The following is a 23,037-nucleotide window of genomic DNA, read 5'->3' as shown; positions in this document are numbered from 1 at the left end:
CGCTATTAGCGTTTTTGGGTGACCAGAGTACCCAGCTGTTGCAAGTAAGCGACCAGAGCGTCAATTTCTTTCACCTTGCCACCTTTGAAAGGCTCAGCCGCATTGGCGATATCTTCATCGGTGTAAGGGACGCCCACCAGACGCAGTGCTTCCATCTTGCGCGCGGTGTAGTTACCGGTAACCACGTTGTCGAACAACCAGGGGTAGGCCGGCATGATGGATTCAGGTACTACGCTGCGCGGGTTGTACAGGTGAGCGCGCTGCCATTCATCGGAGTAGCGGCCGCCCACGCGGGCCAGGTCGGGACCGGTACGCTTGGAGCCCCACAGGAAGGGATGCTCGTACACGGATTCCTGCGCCATGGAGTAATGGCCGTAACGCTCCACCTCGGCGCGCAGCGGGCGCACCATCTGGGTATGGCAAACGTGGCAGCCTTCGCGAATATAGATATCGCGGCCTTCCAGCTGTAGTGCGGTCAGCGGCTTCTGACCCGGCAGCGGAGTGTAGTTCGCCTTGGTAAAGAACTGCGGGACAATCTCCACCAGGGCACCAAAGCTGATGGCGATAATGGTGAAAAAGATCATCCAGCCGATATTTTTTTCTACGATGTCATGATTCTTCACGATCTAAACTCCTATGCCGCTGGCACTGCACGAACGGTGTTATCGGCTTCGGCATCGTTTACTTTCTCAGTAATCGTGCGGTAGACGTTGTAAGCCATCAGCAGCATACCGACCAGGAACATGGCACCGCCCAACCAGCGCACCACATAGCCAGGGTGGCTCGCAACAACACTTTCTACGAAGCTGTAAGTCAGGGTGCCGTCGGCGTTGAAAGCGCGCCACATCAGACCCTGGGTAATACCGTTAACCCACATGGCAGCGATGTACAGAACGGTGCCTACAGTAGCCAGCCAGAAGTGCGCGTTGATCAGCTTGGTGCTGTACATTTCGCGACGCTTCCACAGAACCGGAACCAGGTGATACAGGGCGCCGATAGAGATCATTGCAACCCAGCCCAATGCGCCGGAGTGTACGTGGCCCACAGTCCAGTCGGTGTTGTGAGACAGAGCGTTCACAGTTTTGATGGACATCATCGGGCCTTCGAAGGTGGACATGCCGTAGAAGGACAGGGATACCACCAGGAAGCGCAGGGTCGGATCGGTGCGCAGCTTATGCCAGGCGCCAGAAAGGGTCATGATGCCGTTGATCATACCGCCCCAGGAAGGTGCCAGCAGAATCAGGGACATTACCATCGCCAGGCTCTGCGCCCAGTCGGGCAGCGCTGAGTAGTGCAGGTGGTGACCACCGGCCCATACGTACAGGGAGATCAGGGCCCAGAAGTGCACGATAGACAGCTGGTAGGAGTAAACCGGACGACCAGCCTGCTTGGGTACGAAGTAGTACATGATGCCGAGGAAGGCCGCAGTCAGGAAGAAGCCTACCGCGTTGTGGCCGTACCACCACTGGATCATCGCATCCTTGGTACCGGAGTAAATGGAGTAAGACTTGAACGGAGCAACCGGAATTTCCAAATTATTAATAATATGGAGTACGGCAATGGTGATGATGTAAGCACCGAAGAACCAGTTGGCAACGTAGATATGGGAGGTCTTACGCTTCATGATGGTGCCGAAGAACACCAGCGCGTAAGCAACCCAAACGATGGCGATCAGGATATCGATCGGCCACTCCAGCTCAGCGTATTCCTTGGTAGAGGTGAAGCCCATCGGCAGAGTAATTGCCGCGGCCACGATCACCACCTGCCATCCCCAGAAGGTGAATGGAATTAGCCAGCCACCCCAGAGACGTACCTGACAGGTGCGCTGCACCACATAGTAGGAGGTGGCAAACAGAACACTACCACCGAATGCGAAGATAACCGCATTGGTGTGCAGTGGCCGCAATCGCCCGAAGTGGGAGAAGGGCTGCCAGAAATCATTGAGCTCGGGCCAGGCCAGCTGAGCCGCGATCAATACGCCCATGCCCATACCAAAGATGCCCCAGACCACGGACATGATGGTGAACTGGCGCACGATTTTGTAGTCATAGTCCGGCACATGGCCGGTCTTTGCCACCGTTGTCGTCATGTTTTTACTTCCGTTGCTTTTAAAATTCGGATCCACTGAGCGGGCCTGGCCCACCACTGGGTCTGCGGCAGTTATGTATGAACCCGCTTATAACGTCGAAGGCATACACATAACTGTCACTGTTGGCCGGATAAGGATTTAAGCGCATCCGTCACCGGCCTTGGCTGATCTAAATCAACTAAGTCGACTAAATCAACTTTCTTCCTTTACCGGCGGCAATGCGCAGGCGCAGGGCGTTGAGCTTGATAAAGCCCTCCGCATCTTTCTGGTTGTAAGCCCCGGCATCGTCCTCGAAGGTGGCGATGCGCTCATCGAAGAGGCTGTCCGCAGAGCGGCGCCCAACAGCGCTCACACTACCCTTGTAGAGTTTCAGACGTACTTCACCATTGACCACTGCCTGAGATTCATCGATTGCGGCCTGCAACATACGGCGCTCCGGAGACCACCAGTAGCCGTTGTAAATCAAATCGGCATAGCGCGGCATCAGGGAATCTTTCATATGCGCCACTTCGCGGTCCAGGGTGATGGACTCAATAGCGCGGTGCGCTTTCATTAAAATGGTGCCGCCGGGAGTTTCGTAACAACCGCGGGACTTCATTCCCACATAGCGGTTTTCCACGATATCGAGGCGACCAATGCCGTTGGCTCCGCCCAGCTTATTCAGTTTTTCCAGCAGGGTAGCCGGGCTCAGACGCTCGCCGTCGATAGAGACCGGATCACCATTCTCAAAACCGATAGTGATATAAGTTGGCTCTTCCGGCGCAGCCTCAGGGCTCACACTCCAGCGCCACATATCTTCCTCGGCTTCCGCCCAGGGATCTTCGAGAATGCCGCCCTCGTAAGAGATATGCAGCAGGTTGGCATCCATCGAATAAGGGGACTTTTTCTTCTTGGAAGAGAAGTCCACGGGAATTTTGTGCTGCTCGCAGTACTGCATCAGCTTTTCGCGGGAATTTAGATCCCACTCACGCCAGGGCGCAATAACCTGAATCCCAGGCTTTAGCGCATAGGCACCCAGCTCGAAGCGTACCTGGTCGTTGCCTTTACCTGTGGCGCCATGGGAGATGGCATCGGCACCGGTCTCGTTGGCGATCTCAATCAGACGCTTGGCGATCAGCGGGCGCGCGATAGAAGTGCCCAGCAGGTACTCGCCCTCGTAGATGGCGTTAGCACGGAACATTGGGAAAACGAAGTCCCGCACATATTCCTCGCGCAGGTCATCGATATAAATCTCTTTAACCCCGAGCGCCTCAGCCTTGGCTCGTGCCGGCTCAACTTCTTCGCCCTGGCCAATATCCGCGGTGAAGGTCACTACTTCACAGTCGTAGGTATCCTGCAACCAGCGCACGATCACTGAAGTATCCAGTCCGCCGGAATATGCCAGTACCACCTTCTCGATTTTGCTCATTGCTGTCCTCTGCTGCCGGATTTCGCCACCACGACTTAAGTGCGGCGACCTGGATCACCTTCTGTGAAATTTGTGTTGTTCTGGGGGAGGTTATTTTTGGAGGTATGCCCAGCATCGGTATTTATGGGCACAATAAATACCCACATACTTTATCGGGGCGCGATTGTAGCGCCTCTGCTCGCAATCGACTAGCGCCAAGGTGTGAGTCTACGCAATTGATTAACTTTTAACCGGCTCGCACATCGCATTTTTACCCCGCATCGGGTAGCATGCGCGCCGCACAGAGACTCTTCAACAGCAATTGATATCCTGGAGTACCATGACGGAGCAAATCACTCTTCGCGCCCCCGACGACTGGCATATTCACCTGCGTGATGGCACCGCCCTGGAACGCACCGTTGGCGATGCCGCCCGACAATTTCGCCGCGCAATTGTGATGCCAAACCTAGTGCCACCCGTCACCACTGGTGAAGGCGCGGCCGCTTACCGCGAACGCATACTCGCGCATGTTCCGGCCGGCCTTACATTTGAGCCGCTGATGGTCATCTATCTGACCGATAAGACCGATGCCGAAGTCATCCGCCAGGCCCACGCCGCCGGCGTGATCGCGGCGAAGCTCTACCCCGCCGGTGCCACCACCAACTCCGACTCCGGCGTAACTGACATCGCCAATATTTACCCGGCTTTGGAAGAGATGCAGTCCTGCGGCATGAAGCTACTGGTGCACGGTGAAGTCACCACCAATGATATCGATATCTTCGATCGCGAACACGCTTTTATCGAGAAGACTCTGTCCCGCCTGGTTGATGATTTCCCCACGTTGAAAGTGGTATTCGAACACATCACCACTGCCCAAGCCGTCGAGTTCGTGCAGGGCGCCCGCGAAGGAGTTGCCGCAACCATTACCGCGCACCATCTGCTGTACAACCGCAACCATATGCTGGTGGGCGGTATTCGCCCGCACTTCTATTGCCTGCCAATCCTCAAGCGCGGCGACCACCAGTCCGCACTGATTGAAGCGGCTACCAGCGGCAGCCCGAAGTTTTTCCTCGGCACCGACTCGGCCCCCCACGCGCACCACAAGAAAGAGCAGGAGTGCGGCTGTGCCGGTTGCTACACCGCCTACTCCGCCATCGAGCTGTACGCCGAAGCCTTTGAGCGCGCCGGCAAGCTGGATAAGCTCGAGGGCTTCGCCAGTAATTTCGGCCCGGATTTTTACGGTCTGCCGCGCAACCAGGGCACCATTACTCTGGCGAAGCAGTCCTGGCCACTACCGGAAGAATTGGATATGGGCGGCGAAAAGCTGATCCCCCTGGCCGCCGGTGAAACCCTGAACTGGAAACTCGTATAATTCCAGCCCAAAACTTCGCGGGCCCCGGGTCCGCGAATCCCCTACCCCGCCGGGCAAAAACATCCCGGCACAACTGAGATTTACAAGGACTCAAAGTGACCCCCGCGGAAGAACCCACAGGACCCAAGAGCTCCCTCGCCCAGAGATTTCGCGGCTTCCTGCCAGTTGTGATCGACCTGGAAACCGGCGGCTTTAACGCGCGTACCGATGCCCTGCTGGAAATTTCGGCGGTAATCCTGGATATGGATGAAGAGGGGAAACTTTTCCCGCTGGAGACCCACAGCTTTCACCTGGAACCGTTCGAGGGCGCCAATGTAGAGCAATCGGCCCTGGACTTTATCGGCATCGACCTGGAGTCCCCCGAGCGCGAAGCCTGGCCCGAGGAAATCGCCCTACCGGAAATGTTCCGCAAGATCCGCAGTGCTGTGAAGAAACACAGCTGCACCCGCGCCATTATGGTCGCCCACAATGCCCACTTCGATCTGGGCTTTGTCAATGCAGCGGTGGAGCGGACCGGCATCAAGCGCAACCCCTTCCATCCGTTCTCCTGCTTTGATACCGCCACCCTCGCCGGGCTCGCCTACGGTCAAACCGTGTTGGCCAAAGCCTGCCAGGTCGCCGGTATCGAGTTCGACAACAGCTGCGCCCACTCCGCCGAATACGATGCAGAGAAAACGGCAACCCTGTTTTGCGGAATCGTCAACAAGTGGCGGGAACTGGGCGGCTGGCCGGTGGCCAGCACGGAATTCGAGGAACAGGAGGCTAACTAGCCTCCTGCGAGCACTCCCCTGTCAGTGGCCGGAACAGTCTGTTCCGCCACCCCTCTGCGCCCTTCCCCTTTAGCCACACTCGTGGCGGCAAACTGCGCACTATGGATGCCGCTTAGACAATTGGGTGCTTTTTTATGCAGTTTGCTGTATGATGACTCGCTAACCCAAAATACCGGACAGTCAACGTGGCCAAAAAAGCATCCTCCTCTTCCAGCAGTCGCAAGCAGAACACACCTCTAGAGACCAGTGAGAGTATTGAGGCGCAAGTGCAGGCCTTTTTGGCGAAGGGTGGCGAGATCGAGCAGGTCCCCAAGGGTGTCAGCGGCCAGACCAACACCTCCGGCCCCAAACATATTACCTTGGGCAAAAAGCCTCGCAGCTAACTGTTCGCAACCAGCCCGGTAATTACCTCACAGTCAAAAGCCCCGATTTCAGTATTTGCTTGTCAGCGACTGAAAAAACCGGGGGCATAAAAAAGGCCGCTAATCAGCGGCCTTTTCAATTTAGAGACTATCCCAAATTAGGGCACCTCTTCTTCCAGCTCCGCACCCTCTTTCACTGGCGGCATCAGATCCTCTTTGCTGATCTTCAATGCCATCAGCACGTTCGCGGCAACATATACAGAGGAGTAAGTACCCACAACCACGCCGACAATAAGAGCCAGGGAGAAGTTATGAATCAGCTCGCCACCAAAGAACTGCAGCGCCCACAACACTAACAAAGTAGTGAACGAGGTCATAAAGGTACGGCCGAGCGTTTGGCTGATGGAGATATTGATAATCTCCTCCGGTTCTGCCTTGCGCACTTTACGGAAATTCTCGCGGATACGGTCGGATACCACGATGGTATCGTTCAACGAGTAACCGATCACCGCCAGCACCGCCGCCAACACGGTCAGATCAAAGTCCAGCCCCATCAGAGCAAAGAAGCCCAGCACAATAATGACGTCGTGCCCTAGTGCTGCTACCGCGCCAATCGAGAACTTGTACTGGAAGCGCAAAGCAACGTACATCATCACCAGAGCCAGTGCTACCAGCATACCCAGGCCACCGTCGTCGCGCAGCTCGGCACCCACTTGCGGGCCGACCAGTTCGACACGGCGCAGGGTAACGGTGCCCTCACTGCCAGCACGCAGAACCTCAACCACCTTGTCACCAATAGGCGTGGTGGTCTCCTGATCGGTGGCACTGATACGGGTCTCTGCTTCGGCGACCTCTGGGGGCAGCTTGATCATCAGCTCGTTATCGGAACCGTAATTAACAACCGTCGCGCCCTCAAAGCCAGCATCTTGCAGCTGGGTGCGAACGTCATTAATAAACGGAGTAACTTCGTAACCCACTTCTACCTGGGTACCACCGGTAAAATCCAGACCGAATTTCAGGCCCTTAGCCGCCAGTATCCCGATCGAAGCCAGCACCAGTACAACGGATAGCACAGTGGCAAACTTGCGCCAGCGCATAAAGTCGTACACGCGCTTACCCATGTACTCGGTAATCTTTCCGCTTTCCACTTTGGTCTCACTCATGGCCAGCCTCCTTAAATCCAGAGTTTCTGTACACGGCGACCGCCGTAGAACAAGTTGATGATTGCGCGCGTGCCCATGATGGCACTAAACATGGAGGTGAGAATACCGATAGACAGAGTCACCGCGAAGCCCTGCACCGGACCGGAGCCAATCGCGTAGAGAATTACCGCCACGATCAGGGTAGTGATATTCGCATCCACAATGGTGCTGTAGGCGTTGTCGAAGCCCGCACTAATCGCCGACTGGGGTGGCATCCCATTCCTGAGCTCCTCCCGTATTCGCGAGAAGATCAGCACGTTGGCATCCACCGCCATACCCACGGTCAATACGATACCGGCGATACCCGGTAGCGTCAGGGTGGCGCCGAGAATCGACATCACCGCCACCAGCAGAATCATATTGACCGCCAGGGCAATATTGGCGGCGAGACCGAAGACCCGGTAAGAAATCAGCATACAAATAATGACTGCGAGCAGACCGATCTGTACCGATTGCACACCCACCTTGATGTTATCCGCACCCAAGGATGGACCAATCACGCGCTCTTCCACAAAGTACATGGGAGCGGCCAGCGCACCGGCGCGCAGCAGCAGGGCCAGTTCCTGGGCTTCTGCCGGGCTGTCCAGTCCGGTTACACGGAACTGTTTGCCCAGAGCGCTCTGCACGGTGGCCAAGCTGATAATCTTTTTATCTTCGGTTCTAACCTGCTCGACAATCTGATTGCCCTCGGCATCCATTTTGGTCTGCGGGGTAAAGCGAGTCTCGATAAACAGGGTGCCCATACGGCGGCCGACATTCTTCCAGGTAGCGCGGTGCATCAACTCTCCACCACGGGAATCCAAGGTGATATTCACCTGGGGAAGACCGCTCTCATCGTAGCCGACACGCGCATTGGTTACGCTGTCACCCTTGATGATGATCTTGCGCTCCAGCCAGGCGCCGCCGTACATCTGCTGTTGGCGCTCGCTGCGGTACTCGAAGTACTCCTTGTTGGTGACCAGCTCATCGGGGCGGGCCTCCATACGGTATTCCAGGTTGGCGGTCTTACCGATAATCCGCTTGGCTTCGGCAGTGTCTTGAACACCGGGCAGCTCCACCACAATACGGTTGCGCCCCTGGCGCTGTACGATCGGCTCGGCCACGCCCAGCTCATTCACCCTGTTGCGCAGGGTGGTGAGGTTCTGGGAAACCGCGTAGTCCTCAAGCTGTTTGATCTCTTGCTCGGACAAGGTGGCCCGGATTTCCAGGTTCTCGCCACTGCCGGTCTCGCGCAGTTGCAACTGCGGGAATTCCTTACGCATGGTGGAAAGGGCCAGACTGCGCAGCTCCTCGTTGCGGAAACGCGCCACAATCTCGCGATCGTCGACCAGGTTAACGCTACGGTAACGGGCCTTGGCCGCGCGCAGTTTGGTTTTCACATCCTGCACATAGCCTTCCATATTGGTTTTTACGATGGTGTTGGTATCCACCTCCATCAGGAAGTGCACACCACCGGCCAGGTCGAGACCCAGCTTCATGGGGCTGGCGCCGATATCACTGAGCCACTGGGGGGTAGTAGACGCCAGGTTTAGAGCAACCACGTAATCGCTGTGTCCCAGTGCCTCTTGAATCGCGCGCTTGGCAGGCAGCTGCTGATCGATGGATTCGAGGCGGATCAAAATCGCCTTATCACCCACCTCGCCACCGAAGTGGGCGATACCCGCGTCATCCAGGGCTTTGCGCGCCTTGGTGAGGACGTTCTCGTCCATCTCCATGGCACTGGACTGCCCGGAAATCTGCACCGCAGGGTCCGGCTTGTAGAGGTTGGGCGCGGCGTAGATCAGGCCGAAGGCCACAACCGCGAGAATCAGAAAGTACTTCCAGATCGGGTAGCGATTCATGCTGTTCTCATTGTTCTAGTGTGACCCCGAGGGCCGGTAAATCTTGGCAATCTGCCACGATATGTGGGCGCAGTACACAGATTGCAAGGTGCACAGCCGCCGACAAAAGTGGAAGCGATTATACGGGGATCGAATGAACGGACAAATGACAGGGGCACAATCGTGCGATCGACTATGCCCCAGATAGGATAAAAGTGCGACAGGATTAGGCCTGCAGTGGCGGAACCTCACGGCCCAGGCCGCGGTAGAACTCCGCGACATACGCCTCCAGCTCATTGGCGGCAATAGCATCGCGCAGCTTTTGCATCAGACGCTGGTAGTGGCGCAGATTATGAATGGTATTCAGCTGCGCACCGAGAATTTCACCACAGCGATCCAGGTGATGCAGGTAAGCGCGGGAGAAATTCTCACAGGTATAGCAATCGCACTCTTCCTCCAAGGGACCCGTATCGTGACGGTGCTTGGCGTTGCGGATTTTCACCACACCTTCGAAGGTAAACAGGTGGCCGTTGCGCGCATTGCGCGTGGGCATGACGCAGTCAAACATATCCACACCGCGGCGCACCGCCTCGACAATATCTTCCGGCTTACCCACACCCATCAAGTAGCGCGGCTTATCTTCCGGCATCTTGTGCGCCAGGTGATCCAATACCTTGATCATCTCCTCTTTCGGCTCACCCACAGACAGGCCGCCAATGGCATAGCCATCGAAACCAATCTCAGTGAGGCCGCGCAGGGACACATCGCGCAATTCCGGGTACATACCGCCCTGCACAATACCGAACAGCGCCGACGGGCTATCGCCGTGGGCCTTCTTAGAGCGTTCCGCCCAACGCAGGGACAGCTCCATAGATTTGCGCGCTTCGTCAGTGGTGGCCGGATAAGGCGTGCACTCATCAAAGATCATGACGATATCGGAACCCAGGTCCCGCTGAACCCGCATGGATTCTTCCGGGTCCAGAAATACCGGGCTGCCATCGATCGGCGAGCGGAAGGAAACCCCCTCTTCGGTAATCTTGCGCAGCTCACCCAAGCTAAACACCTGGAAACCGCCGGAGTCGGTGAGGATCGGGCCGGACCATTGAGTGAAATCGTGCAGATCGCCGTGGGCTTTAACCACTTCGGTACCCGGGCGCAGCATCAGGTGGAAAGTATTACCCAGGATAATTTGTGCACCGATCCCTTCGATATCCCTCGGCAACATGCCTTTCACCGTGCCGTAAGTGCCCACCGGCATAAACGCCGGGGTTTCCACCACACCGCGAGGGAAGCGCAAGCGGCCGCGACGGGCCTTACCATCAGTGTTATCCACTTCAAACTGCATAAAACATTCGCGGCTCACTGGGTATCTCCTTTCGCTGGTGCGACTTCTTCTTTTTTGGCATTGGGATCGCGGGTAATAAACATGGCATCGCCGTAACTAAAGAAACGATAGCGCTCCTCAACAGCGGCCTTATAAGCGGTCATCGTATGCTGGTACCCCGCGAAGGCGCTCACCAACATCAATAAGGTGGATTCCGGCAGATGGAAGTTGGTGATCAACTTATCCACAACCTGGAATTCATAGCCGGGATAAATAAAGATATCTGTCTCCCCCACCGTGGCCTGTAACTGGCCACTGCGCGCCGCACTTTCCAGCGCGCGCACGCTGGTGGTGCCCACCGCAATCACGCTGCCATTGCGAGCGCGGCAAGCGGCTACCGCATCCACCACATCCTGGGAAACATCCAGCACTTCGCTGTGCATCTGGTGCTCGTAAATATTGTCTACGCGCACCGGCTGGAAAGTACCGGCACCCACATGCAGGGTAACGAAGACAACCTCGACACCTTTATCCTGCAGCGCACCGATCATCTCATCATCAAAGTGAAGCCCCGCCGTCGGTGCCGCCACTGCACCGGCATTGCGGCCGTATACGGTTTGGTAGCGCTCGCGATCACTGGCGTCGTCTTCACGATCAATATAAGGAGGCAGCGGCATATGGCCGAGGCGATCCAGAATCGCCAGCACACCCTCTTCTTTGGGGAAGGACAATTCAAACATCGCATCCTTGCGGCCGGTCACCTCTATACGGGTGCCGTCTTCAAGGACAATGGTAGAACCGGGCTTGGGCGACTTACTGGAGCGCACATGGGCCCAGATATCCGTCTCATTGAGCACCCGCTCCACCAGGATTTCCAACTTACCGCCGGTCTCCTTCTGCGCGAACAAACGCGCCGGAATCACCCGGGTATCGTTAAAGACTATCAGGTCACCAGCTTGGACCTGGTCGAGAATATCTGGGAACTGCCGATGTGCAATGGCCCCACTGGGCCCATCCAGACACAAAAGACGGCTGCCACGGCGCTCTTCAGTAGGCGCGCGGGCGATCAGCTCATCGGGCAGATGAAAGTCAAAGTCCTGACGCTGCATGGAATCCTGGAAATCTAGAAACTATGGAGAGGTCGCGAAGGTTATAGGAAATTTTAGGAGCTGTTAACTGGGACGACAGAAAATGCGCTAAGTTATTGAAATCACTGGTTGACCCAGACCAAAGCATTGCTATAATCACGCCCTCTTCGCACCGACCCCAAGGTCGAGCAGCGAAAGTGCCAGAGTGGTGAAATTGGTAGACACAGGGGATTCAAAATCCCCCGCCCTTAAAAGCGTGCCGGTTCGAGTCCGGCCTCTGGTACCAAATCAAGATCCGAGGAAGTTCGGAATCGTTCAGAAAGCCCGGTAAATCCGGGCTTTTTGCTATCTGGAAGGTACACAGCCCTCCGCTCTGGTTCATTGTCATCCGGTGCTATCTGGTGCTACATTTGGTGCTACCTGGTTCAATTTAGAATTTGGTAGCACCAATGGCTTTAACTGACTCGAAAATCAAGCAAGCCAAACCAAGCGACAAGGATCAGTGGCTTACAGATGGGCAAGGGTTACGCCTACTGATAAAACCCACCGGCTCCAAGTATTGGCGGCTTAAGTACAGGTTCCAAGGACGGCAGAAAACGCTAGCCCTGGGAGTTTACCCTTCTGTTAGTCTCAAGCAGGCACGAAATAAAGTAATTGAGGCAAGGCAATTACTAGAGAACGGCCAAGACCCTTCAATACAAAGAAAAATTGAAAAACATCAGGTTCGAGAAAACAAAGACCGCAGCTTTGCTACTGTGGCTGAAGACTGGTGGAAACATCAAAAAGGAACCTGGACTGAAAATCATGCCCACCGCGTATGGTCTAGGTTATGTGATAACGCCTTCCCCCGAATTGGGCAAAGACCTATAGCCGATATTCATCCCCATGATGTAATTGCCATTGTTCGCGATATTGAAGAGCGGGACGCAATGGATGTTGCTCAGCGGGTTCTGCAAGATATTCGTCGGGTTTGTCGTTATGCAGTGCAAATTGGCAAACTCACTCACAACCCCGCCAGCGAATTAACTGGCATTCTACGTGGCCGTAAAAGTAATCACAGGGCCTCCCTTCCCCGCGAAGAATTACCCAGTTTTTTAAAAGAATTGGACTTTTATCAGGAGCGCGGGCGAGCACTAACCAAGCTAGCTATACAGCTATTAATCCTTACCTTTGTTCGACCTGGCGAATTGCGTTGTGCACGCTGGGAAGAATTCGACTTCGAGTCTGCTCTATGGCGTATCCCTGGCGAGCGTATGAAGATGGGAACGGATCATATAGTGCCGCTATCTACCCAAGCCTGTGCTGTCTTGGAGGAATTAAAGCCCATCAGTGGCCAATACCCTCTGCTTTTCCCCTCTGAACGCGAAAGGGCTCGGCCCATGTCCGATAACACTATGCGTAAGGCAATTTTTAAAATGGGCTGGGATGGCTCCCAAGAGGGAAAAAGTAAAGCAAATCCCCATGGTTTCCGCGCTACAGCTTCCTCAATCCTGAATGAGACCGGCTTTAACCCTGATGCCATTGAAAGGCAGCTTTCACATATGGAAAGGAATGGGGTACGGGCTGCATATACCCACCATGCTCGTTATATGGGTGAGCGAAAAGAGATGATGCAGTGGTGGGCAAATTACCTTGATGAGATGCGAGGAAGTGGAAAGGTAGTTCCTATTTTTGTGAAGCAGGGTTAACACAAAGTTAAACACTAAGAGGAACAATCGCTCTCGCCTTTATTTTTAACCCAACAGGGAAATAGATATGTCATCTTCTTTTCAGAAAGCTAGGGAAATTTTTCGAATTGATGACTATAAAAAACTAAATGAGAAAAAAGACCTTTCTCTATTTAAATTTTTGCTAGATCGATCAAATACTTGCTCATGGCTATTACATTTGACTGGGGGAAACTTTTTTAAGCGTAACTCAAACAATTCAGAACTAGCAGAGGAAATGAGATCTTGCCTCACAGCTTTTAGAGAGGATGATGCTGATTATAGGAAGCTTAAATCCTTTGATATACGTGATTACGTTTCCCTTGAACAATACGCCGAAGAACCGATTGACTCCTCAACTTGGACACCCGCTTGGCTAAGGTCACAGAAATATAGCTGTTCTTCAGTAAAACCAATGGGAGTTGGAGATGTTATTAGGATGTTTGATGATTTGGGAGATGGTGCACCAAAGGGCTTTACTGATGAAGAGTTTGCCGAGGACGTGGCTGAATCGAGGGCTCGATATCATCGTAATGAGGAGGTTTTCCCTGAATTAGAAGATATATCAATTGATCAATATTATCGTGAAGCTTATGACTATCATCATGGCCTGGCAGCATTGAATATTGATTTGATGGCAAGGGATGAGCAGATAGTTTCAGAGTTAAAAGAACTGCTACCGAAGCTACGAAAATTGTTACAGGCTGCTCCTGAAAGACTATTAGACCCAGGTTTTAAGGGTCAGCTGTTTTTGGGGCCATCATTACAAAAGCGTGATACCCGCCGGATCGATATGAACAAAGTAAGGGATTATCGTGTTCCGGCATTGATTGACCTATATATCTGGTCCGTGGTTGAGGGGGAAAGTTTATCAAATGCAGATTATTTGAGACTTGTTTTTCCTGGAGATACATTAACTGACGAACTAGTTAATGAGGATAAGATTAAGAAAGTCTGCCTGCCATATGCTTTTCGCTGCATGGAAACCGAGTTATTAACAGCTCTTCATAGGTCATTAGATTGGGAACAAAAATCTCACTGGAAAAATAGCGCTTCTTAAAATTCTGAATTTTGATGCTACCTAAAGGTCCGGCGATCGCCTTTTAAAGCTGGTTCAATCTCCTCACCGCCACAGACGTTCACTGTGGTTTGTTAAAGGAGACTGAATATGACCCTCTCAAATACTCATCCCCAAATGCCGGATGTTTTACCTAGCCCGCCGAGCGACCCTATTTTGCGCCTACCCGAGGTAGAGCGTCAGACTGGGCTCAAGAAGACTTATATCTATGCCCTGGTGAAAAAAGGCGAATTCCCCACCCCTATCAAACTTGGTGAGCGCGCCAGTGGTTGGCTCTCTTCTGAGGTCTGCCAGTGGGTGCAAGATCGAGTTGCTATTTCTCGTGCGGGAGGCAAGTAATGACTCTTCGTGCTCTATCCCTGCCATATTGCCTAGATTTGCAGCCTTGCGGTCGATACGTACTACTCAATCGAAACTACAAGCCGGTTGGCTTTAATAGCAGATCGCATGTCTGCTATGAAGAGTACCCTGTACTTTTAAACATCAGAATTACACCGAAAAAGGCAGCTGCAATCTCTTTGTATGCTGACCCTGATCCCCGACAGATTCACCTCTATAACGATGGTTGTATCCCTACCGCCAACTCGGAAACCTGGCTTTTTTATCAGGCTAAATTAGCGATCTTGGCGCAATTACATCATTACAGTGATGATGAATATCACGAACAGGACAAAGCAAAACGTATCCGTCTGGCCAACTTACGCGATGCAAAACGGTTTACGGAACCTAAGGGCGTAGCGGTTTCCCTACCGCCAAATTTATCAACACGGTAAATGAGACTATTGCCTCTATTCGGGGCGATCTTACCCCCTCTTTAAAAAAGGTGTTACAGGTGTGCAGGTGTTACAGTATGGCTGAAAGTCCCGTATTTACTGGCTTTCCGCTGTCACACCTTTCTGTTACCCCAAGAGTGTTACAGCAAAAAGGTGTAACAGGTGTGAGGCCCGCAGTTCTGTTGGAAGCCTTATGGGGCGGGGGTTAAAGCTAAAAATATAAGGAAAGCTAATGGCACGCTTTGATATTAAACGAGTGGCAGACTTCGCCCTTGATCGGGCTGATGAAGTATTGGCGCACTGGGCTCCAGATGGCTCATATCAGGGAGCTGAATATATTGCTCTTAACCCAACTCGATCTGATAGCAGCAAGGGGTCCTTCTCAGTAAATCGTAATACCGGTGCATGGGCGGATTTTGCAGCGGATGAAAAAGGTGGGGACCTCGTATCGCTGGTTGCCTATCTTGAGGGGGTAAACAATGGAGAGGCAGCACAAAGGCTTGCTGCATTTCTGGGGCTCTCTGAAGGGGAGTCTATACCGCCTAGCTCAACCTATAAGTCGAAACCCAAAAAGCCAGCCGGTAACTCCTGGGAAGCCGTATTGCCGGTACCTTTAGAAGCAGAGCAGTCTTGCCCAACAACCCATCCCCATAACGGTAAACCCTCTAAAGTTTGGGAGTACCGTGGGCAGTGCGGCTCATTGTTAATGAAGGTGATGCGTTTTGACATTCAGAAAGGCGATGCAAGATCAAAAGACTATCGCCCCTTAACCTATTGCCGGGATTCGAAGGGTCGCAATTCTTGGAGATGGAAGCAGCCGGTAAAAAAGCGGCCACTCTATAAGCTGGATCTATTGGCAAAGCGCTCTAAAGCTCCGGTATTGCTAACCGAGGGTGAAAAGGCTGCGGATGCAGCTGCTAGCCTGCTGCCGGGTTATGTTTCTATGACCTGGCCCGGTGGTAGTAAAGCGCTGGGCAAAGCAGATTTTAAGCCTCTACATGGAAGGGAAGTACTTCTCTGGCCCGACAATGATGCAGCAGGTAAAGAATGTATGCTTAAGCTGGCTGCGATGCTACACACTATGGAGTGTAAGGTTTCTATGGTGTGTTTAGAGTCCTTAGGACCTAAGTGGCCAGCTAAAGGCGATGCAGCTGATGCGGAAGCTGCCGGTATTACAAGAGAGCAGCTTGCAGCTTTGATTACAGAGGGAAAGTTTTTAACGCCCTATCAGCCTGTGGCAACGGAACATCAAGCCCAAAATAAGGGCGGAAGTAATAAAGGGGCCGAGTCTGGGCAATTTGTAGTAAATGATCGTGGGGTTTTCTTCCCGGTTCAGGGGACAGATGATGAGCCTTCACTAATGAGAATCTGTGATCGCCTGGATGTGCTTGCTTTAACTCGTGACCCGCAAGGAAGAAACTGGGGTACGTTGGTTCGCTTCCTTGACCCTGATGGCATTGTTAAAGAGTGGAATATACCCAGTGAGTACCTAGCGACTGAGGGCGGTGCAGAAGTACTCAAGCAGCTGTATAGCATGGGCCTTCGCGCTGAGGCGGGGCAACAACCAAGGCGCAGAATCGTTCAGTACTTACAAACGGCAAAAAGCTCTAATCGCTATGTCTTGGTGAATAAACTTGGCTGGCATGGCAATGCCTACTTACTACCGAATGAAACCCTGGGGACTCCTGTAGAGCCCCTGTATTTTTACTCCACCAGCCCGGATCTCAACAAGATAAAGTTTAGTGGTGAGCTTCAGCAATGGCGTGAGCATGTGGCGAGCTATTGTAAGAACAATACCCGGCTTTTATTTGCGGTTTCAGCGGCGTTTGCAGGGCCTCTACTAAATCTCATTGGTATGGAAACGACCGGCTTTCACTTTTTTGGTGATAGCTCCCAAGGAAAAACGACCTTACTTAAAGTGGCTGCCTCTGTTTATGGCGGGCCTGATTTTGTTCGTACCTGGCGAAGTACTGATAACGCGTTAGAAAGTATTGCTGCCTCCCACTCAGACGGCCTCTTAATTCTTGATGAGATCAGCCAATGCGATCCCCGTATTGTGGGAGATATTGCCTATATGCTGGGAAATGGCACTGGCAAGGCAAGGGCTAATGATCGTGGAGGCGTACGCGGGAATGCGTTTGAATGGAGGCTTGTCTTCCTATCTACAGGAGAGCGCACGCTTGATCAGCAGATGGCTGAAGTGGGCAAGAAAGCAAAAGCCGGGCAAGAGGTGCGGCTATTGGCTATTCCCGCAGATACAGGGAGCGGTGCCGGTATCTTTGATGAACTGCATGGGTTTGCCGGGGGTGCTGCGTTATCCCGCTTTATGGTTGAGAAAGGGGCCTTATTCCATGGCGTGGCCCTTTATACGTTTATCAGAGAGCTTTGCGCTAGCAACTTGGAAAAGCTGGCAAGCCAGATTCGCCGGGAGCTTGTGAACTTTGCCGCAGAGCTGTCTGATGATGTGAGTGGCCAGGTACGAAGGGCAGCAGAGAAGTTTGCTCTCGTTGGTTTTGCCGGGGAGCTAGCTTCCACTGCGGGAATTACAGATTGGCCAAAAGGCATGGCGATGGAAGCGGCCAAATCCTGTTTTAGCGCTTGGGTATCGGCCCGTGGCGGAGTTGGAAACTTGGAGGACCGGCAGACACTGGCAGCGCTGAGGCTATTCTTTGACCTCTACGGAGAGTCCCACTTTACCCGCTGGGATCGAGAAGACTTCACCGCTGATGATCACACTGTTCGTACTTTGAAGCGTTGCGGATACCGGAAAACGCTACAAGACAGTAATGCCCTTGAGGGACAGGCATGTTCTGAGACCGTTTACTACGTTTACCCGGCCACCTTCAAAGCAGAGGTTTGCAAAGGGCTAAGTGATCGAAAGGCAAAGCAACTACTGGCCGCCTGTGGTGCTTTGGAGCGTGATGGAAACGGAAAATTTTCAATACCAACGCGTTTACCAAACAGTGGGCGTAACCCTGAGCGGGTGTTAATCATTCGACCACACTTGATTCCTGTTGAAGATGATGGACAAAAGGAACTACTTAAGAAAAAGGCCGCATAGCCCATGTCGTTTACAGGTGTTGTAAACGGTGTGTAGCCGTTTACTTTCTCCAAATAAGTAGCTGGCTATGTGGTAACCAATTAGTTTGTAGGGGTGAACTCAAAGCTTGCTGGTGGCTTTAGCTGGCCAATTTTCTAGTGCACTCTATTTGCAGCGTTGCGGACCTGAACATGTGCAGTAGTGTGGTCCGACCTTTATTACCTTTACCTCATCGTACGAACACATTGTTGCTGCCAGAGTTGATGTCCTTGATTCTCAATGACAAGCATTTGGAATATCTAAGACCTGCGCCATACATTAGTTCAAGCTGAAGGCAGTAGGCACATTTCAGCTTTGAGAGGATGGCTCTAATCTCTTCCGAGCTCTAAACAACTGGAAAGTGACGGTGTTGCTTTTCTGGCTAAAACGGATATTGAAATAAAATCGCTTATAAAGACACACCAGCACATTTAGCACAATCCGCTGGGTGTTGACCGAACAATGACGATTGACAGACAGGCTGTTTAGAAACGACTTGACTTTGGCAACACCAACCTCCCGAGGGGGTCGTAGTTTATGAAAGTGGATAAAGCGCTTTAGCCAGTGAACGTATGTCTGTTCCACCCGATAGACTAGACATCACTCGCGTATATGATGTTGTACCCTGGAGATTATCTTGGTTGAGAATTTGGGAAGCCTGTGATGAATATCATCCATGATAGTACTCTTATGCTGTATTTACATGCAGTAATGGATGTGAGAATCACAGGTATCAAGCCCCGAATTATAGAGCGATGGCTTATATCCGCAGAAAGTTTCCCCTAACTTATTGATTTAATTATGGGTAAAATGTGTTCAAGAGTGAAAGGTTGAACCAGGCGACTTGAGCCGATGGCTCACTATCTCGGCTCATTATTTGAGTAAAAATTTATAACCTACTGCAAATAAAGGCTTTTTTACATAGCTTGAAGGGGCTATCTCAGAAATAGTGGCCAAATGGATAGTGAGCCACTGGTTCTTTAATAAACTGTTAAAGGTCCACCCAACATCGGAGATATAAAATGGGATTTTTAGAAACGATTATTGCAGGGCTTATCGTTGCCGGAGTTAGTGGCGCAGTTGGGTGGGCTGGTTCCAAAATAGTTTTTAGGAGAAAAATTGAAGCGTTACCGAAGAAGTGGGTAGACCAGATTGCAGCTCTTATTCAAGAAGCTCTATCAGAAGGTTCCGATAGGTGCATTATCAATGCAAAAGCCATCGTTGCCTCACGTGATGCAATGCGAAAGAGTCTAATCACCCTAAATGACTCTCTCAATTCCGAGGTGGATAAACTGGCTGAGTTGTTGGGAAACAAAATTGAGAGGGCGGAGCGTTGGGAGCAGGGACAAGAAAATAAAATAAACGTAGACGAGGTTTGGCAACAAATTCAAGTGCTGGATAAATACTGGCGAATGAAGAGTGACGAAATTGAAAGTGGGATTCGGAAAGTGCTCTCAGAGCTGGGTGTGGATAAAATCTAAACCTTTAACAAATCAATTAACTTCGCGCCTTCGGCGCCGGACAGCCTACATTTCGCTTCGCTACATTGCGGCTGCCGGTTATTGAGGCGTTATGCGATATGAGAGAGATACCGTGAAAAATTTTGAAGCAGTCAGGCTTTGGGGGTTAGCTCTGAATTTCTGGCGACTGACTCGCAATGCTTCCGATGAGCTTGTAAAAGCTGGAAATCCAGATTCAATGTTTTATAAAGGCTGGGAGGCTCCAACAGATGAAGAGTACGAAGAGCATGTCAAATGGGCTGATACCAATATTGCAGAGCCACTTCTCTTCAACTTCTACCATGGAATTGAGTTGAGTCTTAAGTCGTTGATCGCAGCTAAAGGCGTTGAGTTAAAAGCAAGCCACAAGCTCTCTCAACTTCTATCCGATTTTAACTCTCTATATCCAAATTCGGAGTTAACTGAATTTTACGAAAAGTATATTATTTTAGATAAACATCCAAGTATCTTGAAGGCCTTTTGTGTCGAGTCCGGTATTACAATGGACTATTTTTTTCAAAGTCTAAAGTACCCTAGTAGCACAAAAGGAATATCATTTAACCATTCTGCGCTAAGATCCCATAGCGAGGATGGAATCGAACTATTTCAAGATATCTCAAATGAACTCGCTAAGGTAAAGGTTCAATTTACGACGCTCATAGAAGGGGAGCGTATTTGTCAATCCGCATAACAATGCAATGCAGCCGACGTCTCACTTTGTGCACTTTTTGCATGGTCGTTGCGCTCCAATTTTCATGTAAAAAGAACACAAAGTAAGTCACGTCTGATTGTGGCGTTATACGGTGGTCCGCTGACGACCCAACGCGAACTTTCTAATTCATACTGATATAAGGACATAGCGAGAGTAATATGCCGAGCTTCGAACATAAAAAAATTGCAGAGAAACTGGTTAAGCTTGATGAGCTTCCTTCAGAAAAAGAAGCTATGATGGAGTGGGTTCAAGCCGAAGCACATCTTAGGTTTCTTGAAAATAATACAAAATCTCAAGAGATTGTGGTTTATGGATCACCTGAATACAGCTTTGTGTATAGCATGCTGGTTCCTGAAGAATTTATGGAGCCACTGGACAGAGATGATTTATTGGGATGGAGCGTGAATCCTTATGTTTCCGCCGCAAGCTATGTATGGGGTGGTGGAAGAGATGATGTATGGGTCGAACGTGGAGCAAGTGAAGTTGGTTCAAAAATTTTAGCTAAAGGTTCTCATCTCATTTATGGGAGAACTTTTGAAGGTTGGAGTGGTGAAGATCGAGATTACTTTGAGCTTTCTCAGGAGTATGCTCACCTCGAAGGTTTACACTGGCGACCTGAGCAGCGGAGTTATTGTAAGTTTGATGAGCAAGGAGACCTAAAGCCAGTTGTATCAATCACTAAACGAAATTCAATAAATGAAATTTCACTAGTTACATTTGATCGCTTGTCTCTTGATTCATATCTTGCTGCCTCAAGCCAAGTCTTGGTAAGGCTTTTTGATTTTACATTGCTTGATAGATCTAACTTTTCGAGCTGGGGGGGGGGTGGTGATGAAGCTGTTGTCGATATTAGTGATACGCTGTTTTACAAACAAAAAATACTTGGTTCTGCTGCCTATACTAGAGGGGTTCAAATTGTTAGGCCAAGAAGGTCTAAATCTCTCATCTTCTCAGACATGAAGGGCGGCTTTTATGGAGAGAAAGTCAAGAACCATCATGAGTTTATTGCTTATGACTGGAGAAATCATCGGGTAAGGAAAATATCAACAGATCGTAAAGAAACAGTGAGTTATTTTGAAGCAGAAAATAACAACCTTCCGTTTGAGCTGTCACCTGCATTTTTTAAGCCAGAAGTATTGCTTAAATATAAAGCTGATAAGGATAAATATACCGTAGGAGAGAGGGATATCCATTGCAGGACTGCATGGCATCTTAAAGCATTTGATGTGAATGAGGCAGGTCAAGTATTCGCATATATTTGTTATTTACGTAGGCTACCTGAGTCTGAGTTATTGCACTGGCTCTCATATAATGAGGAGCCAAAAGCTTCTATCTCAAGAAGAGCATTTATAAATGACTTCGAGGGGAGGTTTGTATCTTTTATAGACCCTCTAAAAAAAATTAAGAATATTTCTCGTGATTGGAATGAAAACAAACACTCTTGGTGGAAGCTTAAAGATGACCGCCTAATTGATAATGTTACAGTTCCGCTAACCTCAAGCAAAGATGAGTGGGCGGAATCATTTCTAGCACTTACACAACTTATTCATGAGGGCTTTGTAGTAAAGAATATACGTGGATGGTTAAGAGAAAAGGATATTACTTTTGAAAAGCAGGTAGGTAGCTTGTCTCTTCTTGAGAAAGTAATTAATTCGAATGAGAAAATAGAAGAGCCATTGAAGTTAGTTGGACTGCGCAAAGCTCAACTTATTCGAACTAAAGCGAAAGGACATAGCGCAAAAAGTGATGCCGAAAAATTGTCAATGGATGCATTGAGTGAGCATGAAACATATGCTTCTCACTTTCGACACATCTGCGAAATTATATGCGATGAATTAGAGATTATTCAGAGCCAGTTTGAGGGTTGCTAATGGATTGCTGGAACCCAGATACCTTTGACAATGAGCTTCGTGGTTTATTCGTTAGATGTTCTGATCTTATTGCTGACTATTTTTATGAAGGGAGGCGTTTGATGGATGAGCACTTAAATAGTGATCCATATGAAAGCCTAAAACCAAATAAATACAGCGCAGCCTACTACAGAGCGCTGGAAGATATGATAACCCCTATATTTTTGGATCGTTCGATACGTGTTTGGCACTATACAAGGCTTTTGGATGAAGAGGTATTGTCAATGAAAAAACGTATAACACCATCCACACTTACTAGCTTGCAACAGCGGCTAGAAGCCTTGAGGAATAAGCAGCTTTTGACACAAAATGAAACAGACATTATTTTTCAAGAAAGTCCTTTTCAGAACCAAAAAGATATAAGATCAAATCGATTTTGGGCAGTTACAATTCCAATATCATCTGAAGACTGTCGTGTTAAGCCTCTGTTAAAAAGCTGGGGTGGAGAGTCCGCATATTTTTGGTTGTCAGATGAGGCCATTGCAGGTAAATTGAAAAGTATTGGACAACCCCGTATCGTAGAGGTAGAAACTCAGCTTCGAGATTGCTTGGATGCTTATTCTGTGGCTAGTACCGCTTCCCAAGCATGGGCTGCAAGTATGGAATTGACAGTAAGTATTGAGGGCTCTGACTTAGCTATTACAAATTGCTTGGAAACGGCTAGTGTACTTAAAGTCCATTCTGTAGAGGAACCAATATTTAGGAAGGTAGGCAAAACCTATCCCGATGGATGCGATAATCTACAAAAAAATTCTTAAGGCTGAACGTCCGCTTTTGATCAGATATTGACATCGCGATGATGGTGCAGATTATGTATAACACGCACATGAATTTCGTTCTGCCCCTACGGAGTTCCACTGGACATG

The 23,037-nt window shown here is 50.6% G+C and carries 20 protein-coding genes and 1 tRNA gene; 13 read left to right on the top strand and 8 right to left on the bottom strand.

The window, feature by feature from the left end; translation table 11 throughout:
• Positions 1 to 5: 5 nt before the first annotated feature.
• From ccoO to ACJJID_RS02535, 3 genes are all read right to left on the bottom strand, one after another.
• Positions 6 to 623, bottom strand: coding sequence for a cytochrome-c oxidase, cbb3-type subunit II (gene ccoO / locus ACJJID_RS02545; protein WP_152452172.1), 618 nt, complete (start codon positions 621 to 623; stop codon positions 6 to 8).
• A gap of 11 nt (positions 624 to 634) precedes the next feature.
• Positions 635 to 2,089 (bottom strand): cytochrome-c oxidase, cbb3-type subunit I, encoded by a 1,455-nt coding sequence (gene ccoN, locus ACJJID_RS02540; RefSeq protein WP_152452171.1) that lies wholly within the window; start codon positions 2,087 to 2,089, stop codon positions 635 to 637.
• Between the two features lie 187 nt (positions 2,090 to 2,276).
• The gene (locus ACJJID_RS02535; RefSeq protein ID WP_152452169.1) at positions 2,277 to 3,497 is read right to left on the bottom strand and encodes an argininosuccinate synthase; all 1,221 of its coding nucleotides are present in this window, start codon (positions 3,495 to 3,497) and stop codon (positions 2,277 to 2,279) included.
• A gap of 319 nt (positions 3,498 to 3,816) precedes the next feature.
• Between ACJJID_RS02535 and pyrC the strand changes: the two genes are divergently transcribed.
• The 3 genes from pyrC to ACJJID_RS02520 all read left to right on the top strand — a co-directional run bounded on the left by pyrC (position 3,817) and on the right by ACJJID_RS02520 (position 6,001).
• Entirely contained in the window at positions 3,817 to 4,848 is a 1,032-nt protein-coding gene (gene pyrC / locus ACJJID_RS02530) for a dihydroorotase (protein ID WP_444921349.1), read from the top strand.
• Between the two features lie 95 nt (positions 4,849 to 4,943).
• The gene (rnt, locus tag ACJJID_RS02525) at positions 4,944 to 5,618 is read left to right on the top strand and encodes a ribonuclease T (protein ID WP_152452167.1); all 675 of its coding nucleotides are present in this window, start codon (positions 4,944 to 4,946) and stop codon (positions 5,616 to 5,618) included.
• Between the two features lie 185 nt (positions 5,619 to 5,803).
• Positions 5,804 to 6,001 carry a hypothetical protein gene (locus ACJJID_RS02520; RefSeq protein WP_152452165.1) on the top strand — a complete coding sequence of 66 codons (198 nt, stop codon included), beginning with the start codon at positions 5,804 to 5,806 and terminating at the stop codon, positions 5,999 to 6,001.
• Positions 6,002 to 6,138: 137 nt separating this feature from the next.
• Here ACJJID_RS02520 and secF read toward each other — a convergent pair whose 3' ends face one another.
• The 4 genes from secF to queA all read right to left on the bottom strand — a co-directional run bounded on the left by secF (position 6,139) and on the right by queA (position 11,435).
• Complete coding sequence (gene secF, locus ACJJID_RS02515; RefSeq protein ID WP_152452163.1) at positions 6,139 to 7,143, bottom strand: protein translocase subunit SecF; 1,005 nt, start codon at positions 7,141 to 7,143, stop codon at positions 6,139 to 6,141.
• Between the two features lie 11 nt (positions 7,144 to 7,154).
• Positions 7,155 to 9,023 (bottom strand): protein translocase subunit SecD, encoded by a 1,869-nt coding sequence (gene secD / locus ACJJID_RS02510; protein ID WP_444921348.1) that lies wholly within the window; start codon positions 9,021 to 9,023, stop codon positions 7,155 to 7,157.
• A 205-nt stretch (positions 9,024 to 9,228) separates the two neighbouring features.
• Complete coding sequence (gene tgt / locus ACJJID_RS02505; protein ID WP_444922597.1) at positions 9,229 to 10,347, bottom strand: tRNA guanosine(34) transglycosylase Tgt; 1,119 nt, start codon at positions 10,345 to 10,347, stop codon at positions 9,229 to 9,231.
• Positions 10,348 to 10,361: 14 nt separating this feature from the next.
• Complete coding sequence (gene queA / locus ACJJID_RS02500) at positions 10,362 to 11,435, bottom strand: tRNA preQ1(34) S-adenosylmethionine ribosyltransferase-isomerase QueA (protein WP_444921347.1); 1,074 nt, start codon at positions 11,433 to 11,435, stop codon at positions 10,362 to 10,364.
• Between the two features lie 178 nt (positions 11,436 to 11,613).
• Between queA and ACJJID_RS02495 the strand changes: the two genes are divergently transcribed.
• From ACJJID_RS02495 to ACJJID_RS02470, 6 genes are all read left to right on the top strand, one after another.
• Positions 11,614 to 11,700 (top strand) — tRNA-Leu (locus ACJJID_RS02495).
• Positions 11,701 to 11,863: 163 nt separating this feature from the next.
• Positions 11,864 to 13,102 (top strand): tyrosine-type recombinase/integrase, encoded by a 1,239-nt coding sequence (locus tag ACJJID_RS02490; RefSeq protein WP_444921346.1) that lies wholly within the window; start codon positions 11,864 to 11,866, stop codon positions 13,100 to 13,102.
• Positions 13,103 to 13,169: 67 nt separating this feature from the next.
• Entirely contained in the window at positions 13,170 to 14,180 is a 1,011-nt protein-coding gene (locus tag ACJJID_RS02485; RefSeq protein WP_444921345.1) for a DUF6387 family protein, read from the top strand.
• A 108-nt stretch (positions 14,181 to 14,288) separates the two neighbouring features.
• A complete protein-coding gene (locus ACJJID_RS02480; protein WP_444889491.1) occupies positions 14,289 to 14,537 on the top strand; it encodes a helix-turn-helix transcriptional regulator in 249 nt (82 codons plus the stop codon).
• Complete coding sequence (locus ACJJID_RS02475; RefSeq protein ID WP_444921344.1) at positions 14,537 to 14,971, top strand: hypothetical protein; 435 nt, start codon at positions 14,537 to 14,539, stop codon at positions 14,969 to 14,971. The genes ACJJID_RS02480 and ACJJID_RS02475 overlap by 1 nt, the downstream gene beginning before the upstream one ends.
• Positions 14,972 to 15,203: 232 nt before the next feature.
• Entirely contained in the window at positions 15,204 to 18,032 is a 2,829-nt protein-coding gene (locus ACJJID_RS02470; protein ID WP_444921343.1) for a DUF927 domain-containing protein, read from the top strand.
• Between the two features lie 327 nt (positions 18,033 to 18,359).
• On the opposite strand, the gene ACJJID_RS02465 is transcribed toward ACJJID_RS02470, so the two are convergent.
• Complete coding sequence (locus ACJJID_RS02465; RefSeq protein ID WP_444921342.1) at positions 18,360 to 18,635, bottom strand: site-specific integrase; 276 nt, start codon at positions 18,633 to 18,635, stop codon at positions 18,360 to 18,362.
• A 437-nt stretch (positions 18,636 to 19,072) separates the two neighbouring features.
• On the opposite strand from ACJJID_RS02465, the gene ACJJID_RS02460 reads away from it, so the two are divergent.
• The 4 genes from ACJJID_RS02460 to ACJJID_RS02445 all read left to right on the top strand — a co-directional run bounded on the left by ACJJID_RS02460 (position 19,073) and on the right by ACJJID_RS02445 (position 22,929).
• The gene (locus ACJJID_RS02460) at positions 19,073 to 19,531 is read left to right on the top strand and encodes a hypothetical protein (RefSeq protein ID WP_444921341.1); all 459 of its coding nucleotides are present in this window, start codon (positions 19,073 to 19,075) and stop codon (positions 19,529 to 19,531) included.
• 112 nt (positions 19,532 to 19,643) lie between these two features.
• Positions 19,644 to 20,240 (top strand): hypothetical protein, encoded by a 597-nt coding sequence (locus tag ACJJID_RS02455; RefSeq protein ID WP_444921340.1) that lies wholly within the window; start codon positions 19,644 to 19,646, stop codon positions 20,238 to 20,240.
• A 179-nt stretch (positions 20,241 to 20,419) separates the two neighbouring features.
• Positions 20,420 to 22,132: a hypothetical protein gene (locus tag ACJJID_RS02450; protein WP_444921339.1), complete on the top strand. Its 1,713-nt coding sequence runs from the start codon at positions 20,420 to 20,422 to the stop codon at positions 22,130 to 22,132.
• A 101-nt stretch (positions 22,133 to 22,233) separates the two neighbouring features.
• Positions 22,234 to 22,929 carry a hypothetical protein gene (locus ACJJID_RS02445; RefSeq protein ID WP_444921338.1) on the top strand — a complete coding sequence of 232 codons (696 nt, stop codon included), beginning with the start codon at positions 22,234 to 22,236 and terminating at the stop codon, positions 22,927 to 22,929.
• Positions 22,930 to 23,037: the final 108 nt, after the last annotated feature.

The organism is Microbulbifer sp. CnH-101-G (assembly GCF_052466775.1).
The sequence above is the reverse complement of the archived record's forward strand: the minus strand, read 5'-3'. Positions and strand labels throughout refer to the sequence as shown.

Coding starts and splice junctions, on each gene's coding strand:
- ccoN (WP_152452171.1), bottom strand. CDS start 2,089: ATGACGACAACGGTGGCAAAGACCGGCCATGTGCCGGACTATGACTAC.
- ACJJID_RS02535 (WP_152452169.1), bottom strand. CDS start 3,497: ATGAGCAAAATCGAGAAGGTGGTACTGGCATATTCCGGCGGACTGGAT.
- pyrC (WP_444921349.1), top strand. CDS start 3,817: ATGACGGAGCAAATCACTCTTCGCGCCCCCGACGACTGGCATATTCAC.
- secF (WP_152452163.1), bottom strand. CDS start 7,143: ATGAGTGAGACCAAAGTGGAAAGCGGAAAGATTACCGAGTACATGGGT.
- secD (WP_444921348.1), bottom strand. CDS start 9,023: ATGAATCGCTACCCGATCTGGAAGTACTTTCTGATTCTCGCGGTTGTG.
- tgt (WP_444922597.1), bottom strand. CDS start 10,347: ATGCAGTTTGAAGTGGATAACACTGATGGTAAGGCCCGTCGCGGCCGC.
- queA (WP_444921347.1), bottom strand. CDS start 11,435: ATGCAGCGTCAGGACTTTGACTTTCATCTGCCCGATGAGCTGATCGCC.
- ACJJID_RS02490 (WP_444921346.1), top strand. CDS start 11,864: ATGGCTTTAACTGACTCGAAAATCAAGCAAGCCAAACCAAGCGACAAG.
- ACJJID_RS02485 (WP_444921345.1), top strand. CDS start 13,170: ATGTCATCTTCTTTTCAGAAAGCTAGGGAAATTTTTCGAATTGATGAC.
- ACJJID_RS02480 (WP_444889491.1), top strand. CDS start 14,289: ATGACCCTCTCAAATACTCATCCCCAAATGCCGGATGTTTTACCTAGC.
- ACJJID_RS02475 (WP_444921344.1), top strand. CDS start 14,537: ATGACTCTTCGTGCTCTATCCCTGCCATATTGCCTAGATTTGCAGCCT.
- ACJJID_RS02470 (WP_444921343.1), top strand. CDS start 15,204: ATGGCACGCTTTGATATTAAACGAGTGGCAGACTTCGCCCTTGATCGG.
- ACJJID_RS02460 (WP_444921341.1), top strand. CDS start 19,073: ATGGGATTTTTAGAAACGATTATTGCAGGGCTTATCGTTGCCGGAGTT.
- ACJJID_RS02450 (WP_444921339.1), top strand. CDS start 20,420: ATGCCGAGCTTCGAACATAAAAAAATTGCAGAGAAACTGGTTAAGCTT.
- ACJJID_RS02445 (WP_444921338.1), top strand. CDS start 22,234: ATGGATGAGCACTTAAATAGTGATCCATATGAAAGCCTAAAACCAAAT.